Annotated in this window: 21 protein-coding genes; 13 read left to right on the forward strand and 8 right to left on the reverse strand. The window is 36.7% G+C overall.

Features of this window, described 5'->3' with window-relative positions; translation table 11 throughout:
- Positions 1-949: 949 nt before the first annotated feature.
- Positions 950-5,329: a S8 family serine peptidase gene (locus tag MKX96_RS19240; protein WP_340886980.1), complete on the forward strand. Its 4,380-nt coding sequence runs from the start codon at positions 950-952 to the stop codon at positions 5,327-5,329.
- A gap of 476 nt (positions 5,330-5,805) precedes the next feature.
- A complete protein-coding gene (locus tag MKX96_RS19245) occupies positions 5,806-6,375 on the forward strand; it encodes a hypothetical protein (protein ID WP_340886815.1) in 570 nt (189 codons plus the stop codon).
- A 220-nt stretch (positions 6,376-6,595) separates the two neighbouring features.
- Here MKX96_RS19245 and MKX96_RS19250 read toward each other — a convergent pair whose 3' ends face one another.
- Positions 6,596-6,898, reverse strand: a complete 303-nt coding sequence (locus MKX96_RS19250) for a YunC family protein (RefSeq protein WP_340886816.1) — start codon at positions 6,896-6,898, stop codon at positions 6,596-6,598.
- 247 nt (positions 6,899-7,145) lie between these two features.
- On the opposite strand from MKX96_RS19250, the gene MKX96_RS19255 reads away from it, so the two are divergent.
- Positions 7,146-7,343, forward strand: coding sequence for an alpha/beta-type small acid-soluble spore protein (locus MKX96_RS19255; protein ID WP_340886819.1), 198 nt, complete (start codon positions 7,146-7,148; stop codon positions 7,341-7,343).
- Between the two features lie 126 nt (positions 7,344-7,469).
- On the opposite strand, the gene MKX96_RS19260 is transcribed toward MKX96_RS19255, so the two are convergent.
- From MKX96_RS19260 to hutH, 6 genes are all read right to left on the reverse strand, one after another.
- The gene (locus tag MKX96_RS19260) at positions 7,470-7,760 is read right to left on the reverse strand and encodes a DUF2653 family protein (RefSeq protein ID WP_340886821.1); all 291 of its coding nucleotides are present in this window, start codon (positions 7,758-7,760) and stop codon (positions 7,470-7,472) included.
- Entirely contained in the window at positions 7,748-8,215 is a 468-nt protein-coding gene (locus MKX96_RS19265) for a hypothetical protein (protein ID WP_340886824.1), read from the reverse strand. The genes MKX96_RS19260 and MKX96_RS19265 overlap by 13 nt, the downstream gene beginning before the upstream one ends.
- A gap of 100 nt (positions 8,216-8,315) precedes the next feature.
- Positions 8,316-8,444: a sporulation histidine kinase inhibitor Sda gene (locus MKX96_RS19270; RefSeq protein ID WP_169360171.1), complete on the reverse strand. Its 129-nt coding sequence runs from the start codon at positions 8,442-8,444 to the stop codon at positions 8,316-8,318.
- Between the two features lie 440 nt (positions 8,445-8,884).
- Positions 8,885-9,025 carry a hypothetical protein gene (locus MKX96_RS19275; protein ID WP_340886826.1) on the reverse strand — a complete coding sequence of 47 codons (141 nt, stop codon included), beginning with the start codon at positions 9,023-9,025 and terminating at the stop codon, positions 8,885-8,887.
- A 355-nt stretch (positions 9,026-9,380) separates the two neighbouring features.
- Entirely contained in the window at positions 9,381-9,716 is a 336-nt protein-coding gene (locus tag MKX96_RS19280) for a L,D-transpeptidase (RefSeq protein ID WP_340886828.1), read from the reverse strand.
- A gap of 179 nt (positions 9,717-9,895) precedes the next feature.
- Complete coding sequence (gene hutH, locus MKX96_RS19285) at positions 9,896-11,386, reverse strand: histidine ammonia-lyase (RefSeq protein WP_340886831.1); 1,491 nt, start codon at positions 11,384-11,386, stop codon at positions 9,896-9,898.
- 633 nt (positions 11,387-12,019) lie between these two features.
- Here hutH and MKX96_RS19290 point away from each other — a divergent pair.
- The 4 genes from MKX96_RS19290 (at position 12,020) to MKX96_RS19305 (ending at position 17,882) form a co-directional block, all read left to right on the forward strand.
- Complete coding sequence (locus MKX96_RS19290; RefSeq protein WP_340886834.1) at positions 12,020-12,904, forward strand: DUF4349 domain-containing protein; 885 nt, start codon at positions 12,020-12,022, stop codon at positions 12,902-12,904.
- 142 nt (positions 12,905-13,046) lie between these two features.
- Complete coding sequence (locus tag MKX96_RS19295) at positions 13,047-14,942, forward strand: PrkA family serine protein kinase (protein ID WP_340886836.1); 1,896 nt, start codon at positions 13,047-13,049, stop codon at positions 14,940-14,942.
- Positions 14,943-15,333: 391 nt separating this feature from the next.
- Complete coding sequence (gene yhbH / locus MKX96_RS19300) at positions 15,334-16,488, forward strand: sporulation protein YhbH (protein ID WP_340886839.1); 1,155 nt, start codon at positions 15,334-15,336, stop codon at positions 16,486-16,488.
- Entirely contained in the window at positions 16,488-17,882 is a 1,395-nt protein-coding gene (locus MKX96_RS19305) for a SpoVR family protein (RefSeq protein ID WP_340886841.1), read from the forward strand. Before yhbH ends, MKX96_RS19305 begins: the two co-directional genes overlap by 1 nt.
- A 70-nt stretch (positions 17,883-17,952) precedes the next feature.
- Here MKX96_RS19305 and MKX96_RS19310 read toward each other — a convergent pair whose 3' ends face one another.
- Positions 17,953-18,828, reverse strand: a complete 876-nt coding sequence (locus MKX96_RS19310; protein WP_340886843.1) for an SDR family oxidoreductase — start codon at positions 18,826-18,828, stop codon at positions 17,953-17,955.
- Between the two features lie 148 nt (positions 18,829-18,976).
- On the opposite strand from MKX96_RS19310, the gene MKX96_RS19315 reads away from it, so the two are divergent.
- The 6 genes from MKX96_RS19315 to MKX96_RS19340 all read left to right on the forward strand — a co-directional run bounded on the left by MKX96_RS19315 (position 18,977) and on the right by MKX96_RS19340 (position 23,275).
- The gene (locus MKX96_RS19315; RefSeq protein ID WP_340886844.1) at positions 18,977-19,696 is read left to right on the forward strand and encodes a gamma-glutamyl-gamma-aminobutyrate hydrolase family protein; all 720 of its coding nucleotides are present in this window, start codon (positions 18,977-18,979) and stop codon (positions 19,694-19,696) included.
- Between the two features lie 30 nt (positions 19,697-19,726).
- Positions 19,727-19,870 (forward strand): hypothetical protein, encoded by a 144-nt coding sequence (locus tag MKX96_RS19320; RefSeq protein ID WP_340886846.1) that lies wholly within the window; start codon positions 19,727-19,729, stop codon positions 19,868-19,870.
- A 141-nt stretch (positions 19,871-20,011) separates the two neighbouring features.
- Complete coding sequence (locus tag MKX96_RS19325) at positions 20,012-20,176, forward strand: hypothetical protein (protein WP_169359100.1); 165 nt, start codon at positions 20,012-20,014, stop codon at positions 20,174-20,176.
- A 142-nt stretch (positions 20,177-20,318) separates the two neighbouring features.
- A complete protein-coding gene (locus MKX96_RS19330) occupies positions 20,319-21,191 on the forward strand; it encodes a patatin-like phospholipase family protein (protein WP_340886849.1) in 873 nt (290 codons plus the stop codon).
- A 71-nt stretch (positions 21,192-21,262) separates the two neighbouring features.
- Complete coding sequence (locus tag MKX96_RS19335; RefSeq protein WP_340886850.1) at positions 21,263-21,679, forward strand: pyridoxamine 5'-phosphate oxidase family protein; 417 nt, start codon at positions 21,263-21,265, stop codon at positions 21,677-21,679.
- A 123-nt stretch (positions 21,680-21,802) separates the two neighbouring features.
- On the forward strand, positions 21,803-23,275 hold the full coding sequence (locus MKX96_RS19340; protein ID WP_340886853.1) for a spore germination protein: 1,473 nt from the start codon (positions 21,803-21,805) through the stop codon (positions 23,273-23,275).
- Positions 23,276-23,292 lie beyond the last annotated feature (17 nt).

Raw genomic sequence — 23,292 nt, forward strand, 5'->3', positions numbered from 1 at the left:
ATCGACAAAATGGATAGCGCAAACGCTCAAATCTATACCCGTAAATGGAAGTAAAGAAGTCATACCAAGAGATATTTTGCATCAGCCACGGGAATTACAGAAAATAGAAGCTGATTTTGATATGATTACGATGTTATTTGAAGACAGGCAATAATTGTTGAAAATCCTCAATGATAAATAATGTTCTTTAGAAGCAGATGATTCATCTGCTTCTATTTTTTGTGGTCTATTTCGTATGTCGGATTGTCTGTAAAACGAAGGAAAACTTTGAAAGGGACTATTAGCTTAAATGAGTAGGTTTAGAAAAATAAATATGTAATCATTCTTTTTGGGTATTTCGTATTGAATTTTAAATGGTGCTAATTAAACGTTGTGAATTTCAAAAATGTTAAAGAATCCCTTCGTATACTTGGTTTCCTGGTAAAAGTTAAGAAGTATTTATACCTATAAGTGTGTTAAAGTCCCATGAAGTTAAAATTGCATTTAAGAATATTAGGTTAATTTATTCATTTTTCAGAATAAACTTTTTTTTATTGAGGTAAAAAAATAGCTCATCTCTTAGAGAATAAAGAGTTTAATAATGAGGGTCATCCTATTCGGGAAATTAAAAAAGTTATAAATACCTATAAATTATATACATAAAGTAGTCGTATACAATCAAATCGGAATATTTGAACTAGTTAGTGTCAAATTTCGACAAAAATCCTTTGATTTATAGTATATAGTTGTAAATACATCAAGAGCTTTTGTTCAGACACCATGGAATCTGTTTACCTAAACTTACAATTAGGAAAGGGGGAAAGGGTGTTTTTGTGTTTCCTATATGGTAAAGAACCTAGATTAGTAGGAGTAAAAGATCCAGCTAAAATCAGAGGAGGAATGAAAGTTGAGTAGGAGCAGTAGACGAACTAAACGAAACAAGGCCGTCAGTATCGCAGCAACTTTACTTATGACATTTTCACTGATCGCTCCCAATGTAGTTAGTGCAGAAGCGAACAGCAAATTGCACCAGTCATTGCGAGATTCAAGTCCGAACAGTATTTCTGTCAAGGATAAAATGAGCAGTAGATTACTAGAAGACTTTAAAGAAGGTGAAAAGGTTACTTTCTTGATAAAGTTTAAAGAAAAGGCTGACTCGGCAAAAGTAGCTTCAGAGGCTAGAAAAAATGCCGAGTCGAAAAATCTTTCAGCTCATAACACGAAGCTGATTCAGAGGTCAGCTGTTGTGTCAGAACTAAAAGCCACTTCCATGGAATCACAAGAAACCGTGATGGAGTTTCTTGAAAAAGAAGTTTCCAAAGGAAATGCTAGCGACCTAGAATCTTATTATATCGTAAATGGAATGTCGGTAACAACGACAAAAGAAATTGCTGAAAAAATTGCTACGTTTCCTGAGGTAGAAAAAATCCTTCCAAATGAGACACGTCAGCTGTTTGTTACTAAAACTAAAGACGCAGTAGCACCTAAAGCTGAGGTTGCAAATGTGGAATGGAATATCGACCGAGTTAAGGCACCACAAGTCTGGGAAATGGGCATTGATGGATCTGGTACTGTAGTCGCAAGTATTGATACGGGTGTTCAATGGGATCATCCAGCCCTTAAAGAAAAATACCGTGGGTACAACAAAGCAACAGGTCAAGTATCACATGACTTTAACTGGTTTGATGCAACCTCTTCAGCAAGTCCAACACCTTTCGATGATCAAGATCATGGAACGCACGTAACTGGAACGATGGTAGGTAGTGAGCCAAACGGTTCTAATCAAATTGGTGTAGCTCCAGGTGCTAAATTTATTGCTGTTAAAGCATTTACAGCTTCCGGTGGTTCTGACGTTGATTTATTAGAAGCTGCACAGTGGATATTAGCTCCTACTGATGCAAGTGGAAATACACGAGTAGATTTAGCTCCAGATGTTGTCAACAACTCATGGGGTGGCGGAGCAGGACTAGATGAGTGGTACCGCGATGTTGTAATCAACTGGCGTGCTGCTGAAATATTCCCAGAATTCTCTGCAGGAAATACTACTTTTTCTAACCCAGGTGGGCCAGGTTCAGTAGCGGCACCATCAAACTATCCTGAGTCTTTCGCAACTGGCGCAACGGATATTAATAATATAGTTGGAAGTTTCTCTCTTCGTGGTCCATCTCCATATGCTGAGATTAAACCTGACATTTCAGCTCCTGGAGTCAACATTCGATCTTCTATCCCTGGTGGCGGATATGAAGGTGGTTGGAATGGAACTTCTATGGCAGGACCAGCTGTATCTGGTGTTGCTGCATTACTTAGACAGGTAAATGCAAATCTTACTGTAGATCAAATGGAAGAGATTTTATTAAATACTGCTATTCCTTTAACAGATACCCAATATACAACAGTGCCAAACCATGGCTATGGATATGGTTTAGTAGATGCTGAAGCTGCAGTGTCTTCTATTCTTACTGGACTTGGTACTTTAAAAGGACAAGTAACTAAAGAGGGCGAGGATAATGAAGCGCCAGTTCTTGAACACTCTGCTCCTTCTGAAACATATGAAGGTATGGCTTTAACTTTAACTGCAAATGTTACAGATGATATTAGTGTTTCCTCTGTAGTATTAAAATATCAAGATGAAAACGGAGCTTGGCAACAAATCGAAGCTGGGCGTTCATCTGGTGACTATAAGTCCGGAGTATATACAGTAGTAGTCCCTGGAGATCTAATCACAGGTACTTCCTTTAAATACACTTGGACAGCAACTGACTTTGGTAACAATGAAGTAACAAGTGAAGAATATACAGTACAAGTAAAACCAGGTATTACAGTAGGGTACACAGAGGATTTTGAAGCACAACCAACTGGATGGTATTCTTTTGGAAACCAAAACAGCTGGGAGTGGGGTGTACCAACATCTGGTCCTGGAAATGCTGCCTCTGGAGAAAAAGTATATGCTACTAATCTAAAAGGTCAGTATGCAAATAATATGAATGCAACACTTGTGGCACCTCCAATTGATTTGCCAGAAGGAAATTCATATCTTCAGTTCAAGCAGTGGCATAATTTTGAACAAGCATCATCTGGTACAGCTTGGGATTATGGACATATCGTTGTTTCTACTGACCAAGTAAACTGGACACAGTTACTAAGGGTTACAGGAATATCTACAGCATGGGGAGATGTAGAGGTAGACCTTTCTGAATATGCGGGTCAACGTATCTATCTTGGATTTAATGCATTTTCTGATGGAAGTGTACAAAGAGACGGTTGGTATATTGATGACGTAGCTTTAACGGATGTTTCTCAAACTGGTACTGTTTCAAAAGGAAAAGGCAATAACAAAGGCAACACAGCTATCACAGGTGGTAAAGGAAATGATAACCAAAAAGATATCGATGTGAAAAAAGCACCGGTAGATCCAAATAAAATTAAGCCTGTTTTACCTGAACTAAAAGCGGCACCTCCAGTAGTGGAAGATACAAATGCTCCTACATTGCTACCACTTGGTGCTCAAGTGAGCGTACTTGAAACAAATCGCTCTGTATATACAAACCCGGCCGATGGTTCATATTCCATGACCCATGCAGCAGGTACATTTACAGTGAAAGCAGAAGCTTATGGTTTCGAATCTGAACAAAAATCAGTAGTGATTGAGGCAGACGAAACAGCAACTGCAAACTTTACTTTAGACGAAATTGAGCAAAGCACTATTAGCGGTACAATTACAGACGCTTCTACGGGAGAAGGAATTGCTGGTGCAACTATTCTTCTAGTAGAGGATGCTAATATCACGCCAGTAGTTACTGATGAAAATGGTAACTATGAGATTACTGCATATGTTGGAGAGTACACGTTAAAAGTTATCGCTCGTGGATACCATGGACAAGAAATTCCGGTTTCTATTGACGGCGAGCCAATTACAAAAGACATCGCTTTAGAGCCATTCTACACTTACCCAGGTGGGGAAATTGGTTATGATGACGGAACTGCAGAAAATGCAAGAGCATTTAACGCAGCTGGAAATGCTTGGTCTGTAAAAATGTCACTTCCTGAAGGTAAAGAAAGTGGAATTGTAACAGATGGAGTATTCAGATTCTGGACAACTGAATGGCCTGTACCAGGTGGAACAGCATTTGCTGTAGAAGTCTGGGATGCAAGTGGTGTTGATGGAGCGCCAGGTAAAATGATCGCTGGTCCTGTTAATGCAACTGCATTACGTAATGGAGAGTGGACAGTTGTAGACTTAACGGAACACAACATCGTTGTAAATGGAGATTTCCATATGGTATATCGCCAAACATTTGCAAACCCTAACACTCCAGGTTTAGCTACAGATGAAAATGGAACAAATGCTGGCAGAAGCTATCAAGGAGTTTCTGGTGCATGGACACCTGCACCTGCTGCAGAGGGTAACTACATGATCCGAGCTCGTGTAAGCTACGAGGTTGTAGGTCCAGTTATCACTTCTCCAGCTGAAGGTTTAGTTACTAATGAAGAAGATATTACAATAGAAGGATCAGCATCACCAACTACAACTATCGAGTTGAAGCAAAATGGTGAAGTAGTAGGATCAACTGAGGTTGGTAATGATGGTAAATTCTCACTTGATGCAGTATTAACAGAAGGTGAAAATGAATTTACAGTTGTTTCTGTCTTGGACGGACGTGAAACTGGGGAATCTGCTCCTGTAACAGTGATCCTAGATACCGAAAATCCTGAACTGGTTATTACTAAGCCAGTCGATGGAGAGAAAACAAATCGTGAAAGCGTAACTGTTGAAGGTACTATAGCAGATGCTAATCTTGAATATGTTCATGTAAATGGACAACCTGCAGCAGTAACTAACGGTAAATTCTCTAAACGTATTCTTTTAGAAGAAGGTTTAAATGAAATTACGGTAGAGGCGAAGGACAGAGCAGGAAACGTCGTAACTAAGACAATTAAGGTTACTGCTGATTCTATTGCTCCAGAAATTTCTAACCTAAAACCGGCAACAGATTTAAATCTTAAAACTGGTCGAAGTGTTAAAATTGAATTTGACAGTGAGTCTGGTTTAAAACCTACATTTGTTATTCATATGCCACTTACAAATGTTGGAGATGTACAAAATGCTACAGAATTACCGATGATGGAAACTGGTAATGGTCATTATGTTGGTTATTGGACAGTGCCAGCAGATACAGTAGCAAATGGAGCAGTAATCGAAGTAATAGCAATTGATGGCTTTGGAAATGAAACGCGTCAAAAAGCAGCAGGTAAATTGTTTATTAATGTTGATGCTCCAACCTCTTCACAACCAGCAGTTGAAAAACCAGCTGAATTAGAAGAGCCTGTTAAAGAAACAGAAGAGAACTAAGAAATATTTAACACAAAAAGTCAGTGAGATAACCTCACTGACTTTTTTGTTTTTTAAAAAGCTTTGTTAAAGTTATTGGTTGATTTTGACTAACAATTCTTTTTTATAGTGACTGTAAACATAAACATTTGAACTTTCAAATGGCTATTAAGAACATAAATAATTTTCTAGTTCTTTATTGATGCTAAAGCTGTTCCCATTTATTGATTGGAGCGCCAGACGGCGACTCCTACGGGATGAGTGAGACAGATAAGCCATCACAACCACGCGCGTAAGCGATGGGTGATGGCTTATCGCTCACCCCGAGGAAAGCGTCCGGCTGGGGCGGAAATCAATTCTACTCTCTGATTTATGATTTCTTTGGATTATAAATCAACCCTACCCTTTAACATAGCCTTTTAAAAAAATATTCATAACATTTGGTAAAATATGATAATATTAAATAAAAGCAAATTATGTAAAAAAAGGGGTTAGGTATGAGAAGAGAATATAATATAAAACATATTTTTTTAGTAATTGCTGCATGCGTGGTTTTATTTTCACCAATTTATATTTTATTAATGCCAAATATTGTAGCAGATACTATCTATTATGATAGAAATTCGTGGCTTACCTATGTACCATCTATAAATTATTGGGTATTGGGTATAAGCATATTTACGTTTGCTTTGTGCTTTGTTCTTCTAGGATTATTGAAAAGCTGGAAGATCTCTATTCCAACTGCATTAATAGCTTTTGCTTTAAGCATGGTGACATTTTATTATGCTTCTTTGTCATATATTTCACTTAATGAGGACCAAATTTCTTTTAGAAAAATGTTTTCAACAGAAAAAGAAATTTATCAGTGGGAAGAGTTAAATAAGGTGTCCTACTATATGGTAGAAGAAAGTTCCGAGGAACTTCCCTATTACAACTTTTACTTCAATAATGGAAAAATGCTTACGATAAAAGAGAACACTCATGTATTAGATGCAGCATCAAGTATCAGGTGGAGGGTAAAGGCAGCCGAGGTTCCTATTGAGCATGTAGAAACTTGGAACGAATAATAGCGCTTGTGTAATTATGATTATTTTTTATCGATGTTTATCCTTTTATCAAATACTTGGAAAAAAATAAATACTTATATAATTTAACTACATACTAAACTAAAAGGAGGATGATCATAAAAATACGGTCATCCTCTTACAAGTTCTTGTATTAGCCTAAAGAGTGCTGAAATTAAGTGGAAGTTTTAGATATGGGTTTTACTCTTGCTTGAAGGCAGCTTTAAAGCATTTTTAGTAATGCTTCTCTTCCAGTCATTCCAGTCTCAATTCCTAATTTCTCTGCCTCTAAAGTAACGGATTCAAGTGGAGCATTTATAAGCTGTTCAATTGTTTTTACTCCTACAGCTCGGCCTGCAATTATGTTCCTATCTTTTAACTTTTCATTGAGCAAGCCAACATCTAATGCTCCACACATAATGTAACCTTTGTCATTGGATACGGTTAGCAAAGTCGTTTTTGGAAGCTCAACTGAAACAGCTATAAATGTGTTTCCATCGATGTCAACTGGGTGTGCTTTAATCAATAAATATTCACTCCTTTAAGCTTTCCCTTCAGATTATGTAAGGAGTAGGAAATAGGTGAATATTAACGAGCTAAAGTTTAAGAATCCTAAAATATTGCATTTCAAATTTTTGTATTGCTATAAAGGGTAACCATAATCATTAGAACAATGCAGTTAAATGTATTGAAAAAGTTTTTAGTCTAAAATTTTATTTCTTGTATATATCAAAAGATTTGGCACAATATAATCTCACAAGGAGGTGAGAGAAATGTCAAACAACAACAACAAACTACTTGTACCAGGTGTTAAACAAGCTCTTGACCAAATGAAATATGAAATCGCTCAAGAATTTGGAGTACAACTTGGAGGAGAATCTACAGCGCGTGCTAACGGATCCGTTGGCGGAGAAATTACTAAGCGTTTAGTAGCTCAAGCTCAAGGACAAATGAGCGGTTATCAAAAATAATTAAATGAGACCGATGGCTTAGTGCCATCGGTTTTTTTGTTTTTGAATCATGTTTTGTAATGCCGAATACTTTCTCCTAAAAAAATAATAAAAAAGGTAACGAAGAAAATTCTTCGTTACCTTTTTTTAACTAACAACTGCAATTATTCCTTCTTCTTCATCTAATACAAGCTCTATACCAGTAGAGATAGGGTCTAGATTTAAAAATTCTCTCATAGTTTGGCGTAAAGATTCAATAATGTCTAGAGTACTTAAATTAAATTGTTGATTATTTACATATGCCTCAGCGGAAAAGCCAGTTTCGTCATCATACATTAACTCCACTTCAACTTTTTCCGGGTTAGCATTTACTTTACGACCAAAGTGAACGCAAATAGCATTAATAATATTTTGTTCCGGTACTACTAGTTTTTCCATGTATGTGTTTCCTCTTTCTTTTTCTTGTCTTTAAAGATGTTGATAATCTTAAGGATAAGAATAACAATTACTGCGATAGCGGCAGCATTAATTAAGAAACCTAATATAGAACCAAGTATACCCATATTTGCGAAAAGACTACCAAAGAGTAATCCAGCGAGACCACCTATGAAAAGACCTTTCATTAATCCACCAGCTGTAAATCCACCTTTGGAGTTTGTGTTAGATGATTTATTTGTAGCTGTTGTAGAATTATCTTTATCTTTTTGAATATTAGAATTCGTATTGGAATTATTCGTATTGTCATTTGAATTATTATTATTATTAGAATTAAAACCTTTTTTTCCTGACTTGTATTTCTTAGCTTCAGCAGTTATATCATCTTGAAAGATAAAATTGCCCACTGAAGAAAAAACAAGCGTGATCGTAAGTAGTGCGACTAGAATTTTCTTCAAAATTTAAAACCCTCCGTAAAATAGTTATTAGATTAGACTTACAGTATTACCTTATACTATTTACGAAAGAATGGAAAGAAAGTTTCATTTATATAAAAGATTATAGTTCAACTTGAAGAGAGCGACGTTGAATCTCACTTTTCAATAAAGCTAAAAAGTCAGGGCAAAGGTTAAGTTCCTTAGCAGTAAAATATGATTCTAATAATAGATCATCCGACATTTTACTCATTTTATTTCCTCCTAATAGTTAAATGTTCTTATATGTGAAAGGGCATTAAGATTAGATAATTGTTATTAACATTACTTTACCAAAAAGTACTATTAAGAACAATCGTTCTTTTTATCCACAGTATGTGGGTATAAGATGTTAATAAGTTGTTTACATGTTTGCCAAAATCATATTTATCTAGTGTGAATTCTGTGTGTAAACTTATCCACAAAGAATGAAAAAGGCGAATTTTGTCGAAACCTTTTTGGAATAAAAATCATTATTAACATCTAAACTGCTGCTTTAACACATATGTTATATGATAATTTTTTTTCCTACTATCTAATAAATTTTTAGTTTTCTTTTTACTTAATTACATGGAAAAACAAAATATTTCCTTTTATCAATACCCGTTAAAATATGTGCTTAAACATAAAATAATTAATTTTTTTAAAATTTAATTAATATTCTTCTTTTTCTTGTTCTTCCTTGTCGTCAAATTGATTGTCATCGTGGTCTACAGCATAATTGGTGTCTCCAAGCAGACCTAAAGAGATGAATGTAGCTGCTCCGATTTTTGCTTTATTTTTTTCAGTAAACATATTTGTTACCTCCGTGCCTTATAGTTTTTCATTAAAGAATTTATCTTAAATAATACATACCTCTGGAAGAAGGAAATAAACATCAAAAGTTAAGTTGAAAGCTATTGTATTAAGTAGGATGAGTAAGCATCGCCTTATTATTAAAATATTTATAGGAATAGGCAACATAGTATATAAGAGAGAAATAATTATGAGAAGAGTGATATTGACTATAGGGTTAGAAAGTAGAAAGAGCGGTTGTATGGAGTTGATCACGAGTTTGGAGAATGATATAGGGCAGTTGAAATGGGATACTTGGAGTGGGGAATATTAAATATATTCTAATTTAGACTTATTAGCGAGAGCTATAGAACCATTATTTGTGGATGTAAACGTTTGTCTGCAAAGATACCTGGGAGGATAATTCTATAACGTCATTGTTGTACATTCTTATACAACCAAGTGATACCTCTTTTCCTATTGAGCTTGGATCGTTTGTCCCGTGTATGCCATAATGAGGCTTAGATAATCCCATCCACAATACCCCATATGGACCTCCTGGATCTACCTCCTTATTAATAATCATATAATTACCTGTCGGGGTAGGGGTTAAGACTTTTCCTACTGCAATAGGGTATGTTTTTAATAGTTTGCTTCCGTCATAAAGCTTCAACTGACGTTTTGTGACTGACACATCAATCCAAAGTGTCAAAAAATCAACTCCCGATATATTATTTCCTATTATATGAGTTGATTCGTAAGATAGATAACTAAAAACGAATGGTTATATACTTTATTAAAAAGTGTATAGAGGAAGCAGGGGCTCCCTTGGTGTTGCCTATACACTTTCTCCAAGTAGAAGCAAACTGTTAAAACAAAGGAAGAGGGCACTTAAGAGATATTGAAGTTCCTCAAATAATTTTGCATTAGCTCAATATCCTTACTAAAAACCCGATCTTCAGTTAGGGATGGAATAAATGCACGGATTTCCTTCCACTTTTTAAGGAGTTTTGGTGCCATCAGCAACTCATTACGATACTCGACTCCTTGAACTGCACAAATAGCCTCGATAGCGATTACTCCACGGGCATTTTGAATGATTTGATAGGCATGTCTAGCCCCAATGGTTCCCATGCTTACATGGTCCTCTTGGTTTCCAGAGGATGGGATAGAGTCGACAGATGCTGGGTGAGCCAATGTTTTATTTTCAGAAACAAGACTAGCAGCAGTGTATTGTAAAATCATTGCTCCTGATTGTAGACCAGGCTCTGGGCTTAAAAATGGCGGGAGACCAACATTTAATTGTGGATTCACGAGTCTTTCTACCCGTCGTTCAGAAACGTTAGCCAGCTCGGCCATTCCCACCTTTAAGAAATCCATCGCAAAGGCTATTGGTTGACCGTGAAAGTTCCCACCAGAAACAACTATATTTCCGTCTTCTACGATTAATGGATTATCTGTGGCGGCATTTATTTCTATCTCAAGTTTTTCTTTTACATAGGAAAGCACTTGCCATGTGGCTCCGTGTATTTGAGGTATGCATCTTATAGAATAGGCATCCTGTACTCGCTGTTCGCCTTGTTTAGTGACTAGTTGACTTCCTTCCAACCAGTACAGCATTCGTTTAGCGACGTCTATTTGCTCCTGGTAACCTCGTGCTTCATGGATAGAAGGGTGAAAGGCGTCTGTAATTCCATGGAGGGCTTCCATAGTCATTGCAGCAATCCACTCGCTTTGATACGCAAGAGTCTCAGCTTCGAGCCAGTTGATCACTCCTTGAGCAGTCATTGCTTGAGTTCCATTTATTAAGGCTAACCCTTCCTTAGCTTCAAGTACAATTGGCTGTAGTCCATGTTCACTCCATACATTTGTAGAAGGAACATGCTTGTTACCTTCCCAAACAAATCCTTCGCCGATTAATACAAGGGCTAAATGTGATAGAGGTGCTAAATCTCCAGATGCACCTAGAGAGCCTTGGGAGGGTATTACGGGATGGATATGATGGTTTATCATATAGGCCAGTCTTTCTAATACCTCGAGTCGTATGCCTGAAAAACCTTTCATCAGAGCATTTAAACGTAGAATAACCATAGCTCTTGAAACTAACTCTTCAAAAGGAGTTCCAACCCCACAAGCATGAGATCGTATCAAATGTAATTGAAGTGCATGAACGTCCTTCTCGTTTATACTGACATCGCTAAATTTTCCAAAGCCCGTATTAATTCCATACACGATTTCTCCGCTACTAACAATTTTCTCTACTGCTCTTCTACTTTTCTGAACAGCTTGTATAGCCTCTTTATCTAATGTTATGTTCTCGTTTTTATACAGAATGGCTCTCATTTGTTCCAATGTAAGGCCATACCCTTTTAAGTGAATCATATTTTCCACTCCCACTTTTTTATAGCTTTCAAATCAATTATTTTGATGTATGTTCCCATTTGCCTGTCGGTGCAGACATAGGTGCTTACGCTTTTCTTATTGTCTAACTTCAGCACCCTGCCCCTCTGGGTCAAATGGATAAAAGCTCCGGTGGATGAGGAATCGCCTCCTCGCATTTCCCCATTTGCCTGTCGGGACAGACATAGGCGCCTGCACTTTTCTTGGTGTCTAGCTCCGGCGCCTTGCCCCTCGGGGTCAAATGGATAAAAGCTCCGGTGGCTGAGGAACTGCCTCCTCGCTTTTCCCCATTTGCCTGTCGGGACAGAGATAGGCGCCTGCACTTTTCTTGGTGTCTAGCTCCGGCGCCTTGCCCCTCGGGGTCAAATGGATAAAAGCTCCGGTGGCTGAGGAACTGCCTCCTCGCTTTTCACCATTTGCCTGTCGGGTCAGAGATAGGCGCCTGCGCTTTTCTTATATTCTATCGGAATATTCCATTTTATTAAGCTTTTTTAGAAGAAAAGTAAAAATTTCTCATATGCTAGTAGAGTGTCTTGATAGTGTGCTAAACGAGAGGATTGTAACGAAGTTTCTTCACAAACGTCTATTTATTTAAAGTAAAGGGGGTTTTTGGTAATGACTAGGTTTACTATCGTTTTCTTATATTTATCTCTCATTTTTTTAGCTGGATGCAGTGCTCAAAACGAGGAAAAGGCAGCAGTAACAGAGTCTATGAATGACGCGGAGTATTCAAATGATGTTGGTCAGGGAGGAAATGACTCAAAGGAAGAGAGTATTTCTGAGACAGAGGAAAGTACTTCCAATCCATCTATATCCCAAAGAAAAATTATTCACAAGGCTAATATTAGTGCAAACGTCAAAGAACTAACGGTTGCTCAAGAAAAGATGACAGAAAAGGTAAGTAAATATAACGGTTATATTGTAGAATCTAATATTTATCAAGAAAGTGATTCTCGTAGTTACGGACGTATGGTTGTCAGAGTACCTGAGGAGCATTTTGAGACTTTTTTATCGGAAGCTGAAGGACAGGTAACTAAGGTATTAGAGAGGAATATAACAGGTGAAGATGTAACAGAGCAGTATGTAGACTTAGAATCCCGATTAAAATCGAAAAGAGCAGTAGAAGCTCGATTGCTAGTATTTATGGAAAGCGCTGAAAAAACAGAGGATCTTTTAAAGATTTCAGCTGACTTGTCAAAGGTACAAGAAGAAATAGAAGTAATAGTTGGAAAGATTAAATATTTGGACAATCAAACTTCCTTTTCCACAATTGAGATGAACTTTTATGAGGATCGAGTAATTGTACCAAGCATTGAAAATAAGGACTTAAACACATGGGAGAAGACAAAGAAGCAATTTGTTCAAAGTGTGAATGCGTTATTAGTGATAGGATCTGGAATTATAGTGTTTCTATTGGGCAATTTACCAGTTCTATTAGTAATGGGTATTGTTTCCTTTTTGAGTATTTGGTTTATAAGAAAAAGACGGAAAGATAAATAATGCCTTCATTCAATAGTAAAAATTTTAAGGAGATGAAATAGCGATAGATATAAACAATTGAGAGACAACTACAAAGTTATATGTATCATTAATTCCTTCTCGTCATATTATGTATAAAAGATGCCCCTGAATGGAGGGAAACATGGATATCTTAAGTAAGGTTAAAGGTTATCGAGAAGCGGAAAACGAGTTGAAATGGGAAGGTACGTTCAGGGAATACTTGGAAATATTAAAAGGCAGACCAGAAGTTGCTCAAACTGCACATGCACGTGTATATAGCATGATTAAAAGTGCGGGGCATTCGGATGAAAATGGAAAGAAAAGCTATAAGTTTTTTGAACAGGAAATGTTTGGTCTAGATGAAGCGTTAGAGCGTCTGGTAGAAGAGTATTTCCATCCGGCAGCAAAGCGTTTAGATGTTCGGAAAAGAATTTTATTGTTGATGGGTCCCGTGAGTGGTGGTAAATCTACTATTGTTACTTTGTTGAAGAGAGGTTTTGAGGAATATTCCAGAACTGACAAGGGTGCTGTTTATGCTATTAAAGGATGCCCGATGCATGAGGATCCGCTTCATTTAATCCCAACTCATCTTCGAGAAGACTTTTTTGAGGAATACGGAATTCGAATAGAAGGAAGTCTATCACCTCTGAACTCGATGAGGCTGGAGCAAGAGTATGGTGGAAAAGTAGAAGATGTCTTAGTGGAGAGAATTTTCTTTTCAGAAGACAAAAGGGTTGGGATAGGTACTTTTACTCCATCTGATCCAAAATCTCAAGATATCGCTGATTTAACTGGAAGTATTGACTTTTCAACAATTGCTGAGTTTGGATCTGAATCTGATCCAAGAGCATATAGATTTGATGGGGAGCTCAATAAGGCTAATAGAGGAATGATGGAATTTCAGGAGATGCTTAAGCTAGATGAAAAATTCCTGTGGCATCTACTTTCTCTGACACAGGAGGGTAACTTCAAAGCTGGTCGTTTCGCCTTAATTAGTGCAGATGAATTGATTGTAGCCCATACCAATGAAACGGAATATCGTTCGTTCATCTCTAATAAAAAGAATGAGGCGCTACATTCACGTATTATTGTAATGCCAATTCCTTATAACTTGAAGGTTAGCCAAGAAGAACGAATTTATGAAAAGATGATTAAAGAAAGTGATATGAACCATGTCCATATTGCTCCCCATGCCTTAAGGGCTGCAGCTATATTCTCAATACTCACAAGGTTAGAGGATCCAAAGAAACAAGGAATAGATATAGTAAAGAAAATGAAGTTATATGATGGGGAAAATATCGAAGGCTTTAATGAAATTGATGTAGAAGAGTTAAAGAAAGAGTTTGCAACAGAGGGTATGCATGGAATTGATCCGCGGTATGTGATCAACCGCATTTCCTCCGCCATTATAAGAAAAGAAATCCCTTCTATAAATGCATTAGACGTTTTACGTGCTTTAAAAGAGGGTCTTGATCAGCATGCTTCTATTTCAGAAGAGGATCGAGAAAAGTATTTAAACTATATTGCCATTGCACGAAAAGAATACGATGAAATTGCTAAAAAAGAAGTTCAAAAGGCTTTTGTTTACTCATATGAGGAGTCGGCAATAACGCTAATGAATAATTATTTGGACAATGTTGAAGCATTTTGTAACAAGAACAAAATGAGAGATCCATTAACTGGCGAAGAGATGAACCCAGATGAAAAACTAATGCGCTCCATAGAAGAACAAATAGGCATATCTGAAAATGCAAAAAAAGGATTCCGAGAAGAGATATTAATTCGCCTTTCAGCCTATGCAAGAAAAGGGAAGCGTTTCGAATATAATTCCCATGAACGCCTAAGAGAAGCAATTCAAAAGAAACTATTTGCTGATTTAAAAGATGTAGTGAAAATTACTACATCTACGAAAACGCCAGATGAAGCTCATTTGAAAAAGATAAACGAAGTAGTTGCTAGATTGATTGATGAACACGGATATAATTCTACTTCAGCCAATGAATTATTACGTTATGTAGGAAGTCTTCTTAATCGATAAAGCCATGAAAAAACAAGACTAATATGTTTCATTGGTCTTGTTTTTTTTATACTAATTTGGATTGTAACTATCCTCGGGGTCAAATGGATAAAAGCTCCGGGGCTGAGGAGCTGCCTCCTCGCTTTTCCCCATTTGCCTATCGGGGCAGAGATAGGCGCCTGCGCTTTTCTGATTGTCTAGCTCCGGCGCCTTGCCCCTCGGGGTTAAATGGATAAAAGCTGCTCCTGCGCAAGCTCGTCGCAAACAAAAGCGTTTGCGGTGGCTGAGGAGCTGCCTCCTCGCTTTTCTCCATTTGCCTGTCGGGGCAGAGATAGGCGCCTGCGCTTTTCTTGAAACTTTGGCAATAACTTTGTTGCACCGGCATATGATAAAAAATAGGTAGGTGTTGAGGTTGAATGAAAAAGAGAAAAATCCCTTCGTTATTTCACAAGAGAATTGGTCACTCCATCGCAAAGGACATCAAGATCAGCAACGCCACACGGAAAAGGTCAAGGAAGCAATAAGAAACAACTTACCAGACTTAATAAGTGATGAAAGTATTATCATGTCAAATGGACGAGACGTTATAAAAATCCCTATTAGATCCCTGGATGAATATAAAATAAGATATAACTACGACTCTTCTAAGCATGTTGGCCAAGGTAAAGGAGACAGTCAGATTGGTGATGTTGTTGCTAAGGGGCCTGGGGAAGGAAAGGCCACAGGAACTGGTAAGCAAGCTGGAGACAAGGCAGGGCAAGATTACTATGAGGCAGAGGTTTCCATGGAAGAGATTGAAAATGCTCTTTTTAGTGACATGGAGCTACCTAGTCTAGAGGATAAAGAAAAATCCGAAATAGTAACCGAGCATATTGAGTTTAATGATATTCGGAAAAAAGGTCTTATGGGTAATATTGATAAGAAAAGGACATTAATTACAGCTATTAAGAGAAATGCTCTTAAGGGAGAAGCGGCAATTGCACCTATTCATCAGGATGATTTGCGCTTTAAAACTTGGGATGAAGTTGTTAAGCGCGAATCAAAAGCAGTTGTTCTCGCTATGATGGATACTAGTGGTTCAATGGGAGTTTTTGAAAAGTATTGTGCACGTAGCTTCTTTTTTTGGATGGTTAGATTTTTACGAATGGAATACGAGGCATTAGATATTGAATTTATTGCTCATCATACAGAAGCAAAGGTAGTTACTGAGGAAGCGTTCTTTACAAAGGGGGAGAGTGGAGGTACCATATGTTCCTCTGCTTATCAGAAGGCATTAGAGTTAATACAGGAAAAGTATCCACCTTCTCGGTTTAATATTTATCCAGTTCATTTTTCAGATGGAGAAAATATGACGAGTGATAATGAAAAATGTGTGAAACTAGTTAATGAATTAATGAAGGTTTCTCAAATATTTGGGTATGGGGAAGTTAATGAGCACAATCGTTATTCCACTTTGATGAACACGTATAAGACAATAGAAAACCCTAAATTTAGACACCACGTAATTAGAAATAATAAAGATGTATATGCTGCATTAAAAAGTATTTTTAAAAAGGGAGTAAAGTGATGAACACAAAACTACAATATGCAATTGCCGAAATAACTGAGATTGCATCTGGTTTTGGATTGGATACATTCCCTATGAGATACGAAATATGTCCTGCAGACATTATTTATACATTCGGCGCATATGGGATGCCAACTCGTTTCGCACACTGGAGCTTTGGGAAGCAATTTCATAAAATGAAGATGCAATACGATTTTGGGCTTAGCCAAATCTATGAGTTAGTGATCAATTCCAACCCTTGTTATGCATTTCTATTAGATACGAATAGCCTTATTCAGAACAAGCTAATTATTGCTCATGTACTTGCGCATTGTGATTTTTTCAAGAATAATGTTCGCTTCTCTAACACACGGAGAGATATGGTAGAAAGCATGACTGCCACTGCCGAGAGAATTGCACACTATGAAATGGTTCATGGAAAAGAAGAGGTAGAACAATTTTTAGACGCAGTATTAGCTATTCAAGAACATATTGATTCTTCGATTGTCCGTCCTAAGCTTCCTAGTTATGACTTAGAGGAAGAAGAAATAGAGGAAAAAAGAAAAAGTGAGTATGATGATTTATGGGATTTAGACGAAAAGAAAAAAAATAAGTTGGTTCAGCCTTATCGAAAAAAATTCCCGCCCAGACCAGAAAAAGATTTGCTGTTATTTATAGAGGAGTATAGTCGGGAGCTTGAAGATTGGCAACGAGATATTTTAACTATGATGCGGGAAGAGATGCTTTATTTTTGGCCGCAGCTCGAAACAAAAATTATGAATGAGGGATGGGCAACTTTTTGGCATCAGCGAATTCTCCGAGAAATGGATTTGACTTCAGATGAAACCATTGAATTTGCCAAATTAAATGCAAATGTTGTGCAACCTTCCAAGACGTCCATAAATCCATATTATTTAGGACTCAAAATTTTTGAGGATATAGAGAAAAGGTATGACTCCCCTACAGCTGAAATGAGAAGAATTGGAATCGAACCAGGGCTAGGGAGAGAAAAGTTATTTGAAGTACGGGAAATAGAGTCTGATATTTCCTTTATCAGAAACTATTTGACAAAAGAGTTAGTTAAACAAGAGGACCTTTACTTATTTGAAAAGAAAAATGGGAACTATGAAATAACTGATAAGGATTATGAGAATGTCAGAGATGAAATAATAGCGAGCCGTGAAAATGGTGGCTACCCCTACATTGTAGTAGAAAATGGTGATTTCTCTAGAAACGGGGAGTTGCATCTAAAGCACAATTATGAAGGCGTGGAATTAGATGCGCATTATTTGGAGCATGTGCTTCCATATATATACCAGCTGTGGGGGCGTTCTATTCATATGGAAACCTTTGTGGAGAAAAAACCAGTGCTCTATACTTATGATGGAAAAAAAGTTTCAAAGAGCCTTATGTAAATACTTTAATATGAAAAAGAGGATGATCGTGAATATTCACGATCATCCTCTTTAAATTTTATATATGATTTTATGAACCGACGAAGTCTCCACCATCAACGTGAATAGTTTGTCCTGTAATATACGTGGAGTCATTAGATGCTAAGAAGACATAGGCAGGTGCATTTTCTGATGGCTGACCTCTTCTGCCAGTTGGATTGCTTTCAGCATGGTTTTCTACCTTCTCGGCATCAAAAGTTGCTGGGATAAGTGGGGTCCATATTGGTCCAGGTGCAACTGCATTTACACGAATTCCTTTTTCAACTAGATTTAATGCTAAGGAGCGTGTGAAGGAAGTGATTGCTCCTTTTGTTGCCGAGTAATCGATTAGCTCAGCAGCACCGCGATAAGCAGTAACCGAGGAAGTATTTACAATTGTATCTCCCTTAGACATATGCGGAAGAGCTGCCTGTGTTAGATAGAACATAGAGTATATGTTAGTAGAGAAAGTTTCCTGTAATTGATCTGGAGTAATCTCTAAAAAATTCATCGTTGGGAATTGTTTTCCTGCGTTATTTACTAAAACATTTAACTGGCCAAATTCCTCGATAACCTGCTCTATTAACTTTTCGCAGTTTTCGTCATCGCTAATATCTATAGCAAAGCTTTTTGCTTTAACTCCGTAGTTTTCAACTAGTTTTACTGTTTCTTTTGCATCCTCATGTTCATCTAAATACGCAATAGCGACGTTTGCACCTTCTTTTGCATAAGCAATTGCTACTGCTTTACCAATACCGCTATCTCCACCTGTGATTAAAGCGACTTTTCCTTTTAGCTTTTCAGAACCTTTATAATTTTCATCATCATAAATAGGTTTTGGACTCATTTCATATTCAAAACCTGGTTGACGATTCTGTGTTTGTCCTTTAATATTTTCTTCCATTTTTTCGAATTTGTCATTACTCATGCCGAGTCCTCCTTTAGTGATGTCTAATTAATGTATTCCCAGATGAAATAAAAACAAACGTTAGATTAAAAGTACTGACACAAGTTTAGCAAGTTCAAACAAGGGTATTAATATAGAGCATGAAATTTAAAAAAATGGGGAATCTAATATGAAACCAATAATAGGTATTACTGCTGAAGTTAAAGATGATAAAAGTTATTACTTGTCTTCAGTATATTCAGACACAGTTCTACAAGCAGGAGGTATTCCTTTACTCATACCACTCATTCCTGATAAAGATATAGACCAGTTATGTCAGCAGATAGACGGGTTGATTATAACGGGAGGAGAAGATATAGATCCTTCTTATTATGGTGAGTTGCCACATCTTCACCTTCAACGAATAACTCCACGTCTTGATAAGATGGAATTTGCACTTGTACAAAAAATTCTAGAGTTAGACAAGCCATATATTGGGACTTGTAGAGGCTTGCATATGCTTAATATAGTGATGGGTGGATCTTTACACCAGTCTATTCATGAGCAAAGAGAAGAATATACTTTACAGCATAGACAAAATTCAATAAGAACGCACAGATCACATCCGGTTAAGCTAGATAGTAAAAGTAAGGTATATCAAATGTTACAAGAAGAGGAATTTAAGGTAAATTCATTTCATCATCAAGGCGTAAATAAGCTTGGAGATGGGTTGAAAGTAGTTGCTACTGCACCGGACGGCATAGTGGAGGCAGTAGAAAGTGAAAACCATACGTTTATTTATGGTTTTCAGTGGCATCCTGAAGAATTTGCGCTAAATGGTGATGAACCTTCACAAAAGTTGTTTAGAAAATTTGTAGAAGCAGCAATTGAAAGAAAAACTAACAAATAGCATACCTATTAAAAATAAGAGGTGAAATTAGTGGGTAAAGATAAGAAGGATAATGATATTGAATACAATTCTAATTTGAATCCTGACGATTTTAAAGAGACAGATAAGAACAATGCGGATAAGAAAGATATAACTAAACCAGGTGAGAAAGAAGAAAATAAAAATAATAAGTAGTTAATATTATATATAAGGTAAAAAAATAATAAAAAAAGAAGGAGCGTTGTGTGTATGTCACAACGTTCCTTCTTTTTTCCTCTCATCTTAAGCATAATAACTACTTAATAGTACAACTTATTCTCATGGAGGTGAAATCTCATGAATGATAAAAAGAAAAATCATAAAAATAAGTTAGATCGTGAAGAGTATGGTTATGGATATGACATCAGTCCAAATGATATGGGTGTAATAGGGCAGAATACAGAAGCAAAAAAACACAACAACAGCCAACAAAAGGAAACAAAAAATAATTCAAACAAATAATTAACCACTTTATGGCAACCACCTCTATTCCATATATATGCATATCAACATTTTAGTTCATCTTATTTGTCGATATATGTTCTAATTCGATAGCTTCTCTCTTAGAGTGATATAACAACTTTTTTAGAGAGAAGGGTGCGGGATGTATATAGATGGGATATTTTCAGGTGGCGGGATGAAGGGGATCGGCCTAGTTGGGGCATATCAAGTTTTGGAAGAGAAAGGATATCGTCTAAAGCGTGTGGCGGGAACTAGTGCAGGAGCAATACTTGCCTGTTTTATAGCTGCAGGCTACAACGGCAGAGAAATGGAAGAGCTAATGATGAGTCAAAACTTCCAAAAGCTATTGGACCCGCGGAAGACAGTAATTCCACTTCCGTTTACAAAATGGTTAAATTTATATTGGGGTTTAGGCTTGTATCAAGGAAAAGCATTGGAGGATTGGTTTTTAGAGAAATTGGCTGCTAAAGGTATTTATACTTTTGGAGATCTAACTCCTGGCTCGTTAAAGCTAGTTGCCTCCGATCTAACAAATGGAAAGATGATTGTCTTACCGGATGACTTAAAAAATTATGACATAGAGCCAGATACCTTTTTAGTAAGTAGAGCCTTGCGCATGAGCTGTGGCATTCCCTTTTTCTTTGAACCAATCAAATTAAAATCGAATATTGGGGACGTAGTGGTGGTAGATGGCGGTGTGCTCAGCAATTTTCCAATGTGGATATTTGAAAACGGTATAAAGGAGAGACCAGTCTTAGGTATTCGACTTAGTGCAAATATCGAAGAGCCGCAACCAAAAAAAATAAAAAATGGACTCGATTTATTTGAAGGCCTATTTACAACAATGAAAGATGCCCATGACACAAGATATATATCGCGAAAGATTGAAAGAAATATTATTTTTATACCTGCAGATGAATATAGCGCGACCCAATTTGAATTAGACTATGATTCTAAATTGGATTTATTGCAAAAGGGAAGAGAGTCAACTACTCGATTTTTGAAAACCTGGTAATAGCATTTAAGAATGTTTAGTTTATTTCTAAAAAAGGAATAGTAAAGACATAAAGGGAAGGGGAGATTGATATGACTAATGCAAAAGAACAAGCACTAAAAATATTAAATAGTAATATGATTGGTACTATGGCGACAGTGCAGCAAAATAAGCCGCATTCCCGATATATGACCTTTTTTAATGATGATTTTATCCTCTATACCGCAACAAGTAAGAAAACGCATAAAGTAGAAGAAATTGAACATAACCCATACACACACATCCTCCTAGGATACGATGGAAAAGGATTAGGTGATTCCTTCCTGGAAATTGAAGGGAAGGTCGAGGAATCGGATGACGAATCAATGAAAGAAAAGGTTTGGAATGATGCTTTAAAAGGATGGTTTAAAGGTCCGGATGATCCAGACTTAATCATTCTGAAGATTACTCCAACACAAGTAAGAGTAATGAACACAAAGGGAGAAAATCCAGAAATAGTTGAATTTTGAACTCTAAAACACTCAAAACGACAAAGTTTTGAGTGTTTTTATATGCTAGTAAAGAATCCGATAGATTCACTTGCATACATAAAATATAAATGGACAAACTAATCAAATCTATAGGAAGGGCAAGTGATTCTTATAACAAAGATGAAATTAGTAAAAAAGCCGATGCTTGCATATTTTATGGATGGTACCACATCGACTAAAGCTTTAGTTGAAAAAAGGATTAAGTATTTTAAACAGATTACAAAATATAATAATGACGTTTTATATAAAAGTATCCCATCTAGTGAAGGGATTGTTACGATTATCTATTCTCAATCCTTAACAGATAGCAAAACTTTAGAAATAATGGTTTTAATTCCTTTAGCAAATTATATTCATCAAATACACCAAGTGGCAGAAAATATGAATCCCTTTGATATTGATGAGATTACACAAAAACTTGCGACAGGTGAAACGTTATTATACTTCCATGAAACAAACCAACTGTTAAGTATTCATACGTATAGTGTAAAGGAGAGGGAAGTAACTACTTCAGAGATGGAGAGTACATTCATTGGCCCTCAAGATGTATTTACTGAATCGATACAGACAAACCTTTCGCTTGTTAAAAGACGAATAGTTAATCCAATGCTTAAAGATGAAGACCTAATAATAGGAAGCGTTACAAATACGAAAATCACTATTCTATATATAGAGGATTTAGTAGATAAAACTGCTCTCCAGCAATTAAGGAGTCGCTTAGCCAGTCTTGATTATCCTAAGTTCTTTGATATTTCTATTCTTATGCAATTAATAGAAGATAATCCGTATTCACTATTTCCTCAATATTATATGACTGTAAAACCGGATACCACGTCACATTATCTTGCAGACGGCAGAATAGTTATCTTAATGAATAACAGTCAAGCAGCTCTTGTATGCCCAACCTCCTTTTTAGAAATGTTCATTAGTGCTGAGGATTATTATAACCGCTGGCCATCTGCTAGCTTAGTTAGATCTCTTCGATTTTTTGGTTTTTTCTTAACCATTATGCTTACTCCAACTTATATATCCGCATTAACCTTTCACCAGGAGGTTCTTCCTTATGAGCTCCTATTAAATCTTCAAGAATCTAGAATGAAAGTGTCTTTTTCTCCTCTGTTTGAGGTGTTATTTATTGAACTAATTGTAGAGGTATTAAAAGAAGCAGGAGCAAGGATGCCGGCAAAAATTGGGCAAACGATAGGGATTGTTGGAGGTATTGTTATTGGTACTGCAGCGGTTGAAGCTGGCCTTGTAAGTAATATTTTAATCGTTATTGTGGCTACTTCTGCCCTGTTGTCCTTCCTTCCACCAGTCTTCCATATGAGTAATACGAGCAGGACTATTCGTTATGTCTTTATACTTTCAGCTGGTATTTTTGGTTTGTTTGGTCAAATGCTCGCATTTGCTTGGCTAATTGCCCACTTATTAAGAGTAAAATCCCTCGGTACACCTTTTATGTCAACCGTCATACCGAGAAGGATGTCTGACTTGATGGATAGTGTTGTACGTTTTCCAATAGCTTTCTTAAAGAGGAAAAGCGGAATTTCTCGTTCCAAAAAAAGAAGTATATAGGTAGGTGAACATACCTG

Source organism: Psychrobacillus sp. FSL W7-1493, from assembly GCF_038004905.1.
In the GTDB taxonomy this organism is placed as follows: Bacteria; Bacillota; Bacilli; order Bacillales_A; family Planococcaceae; genus Psychrobacillus.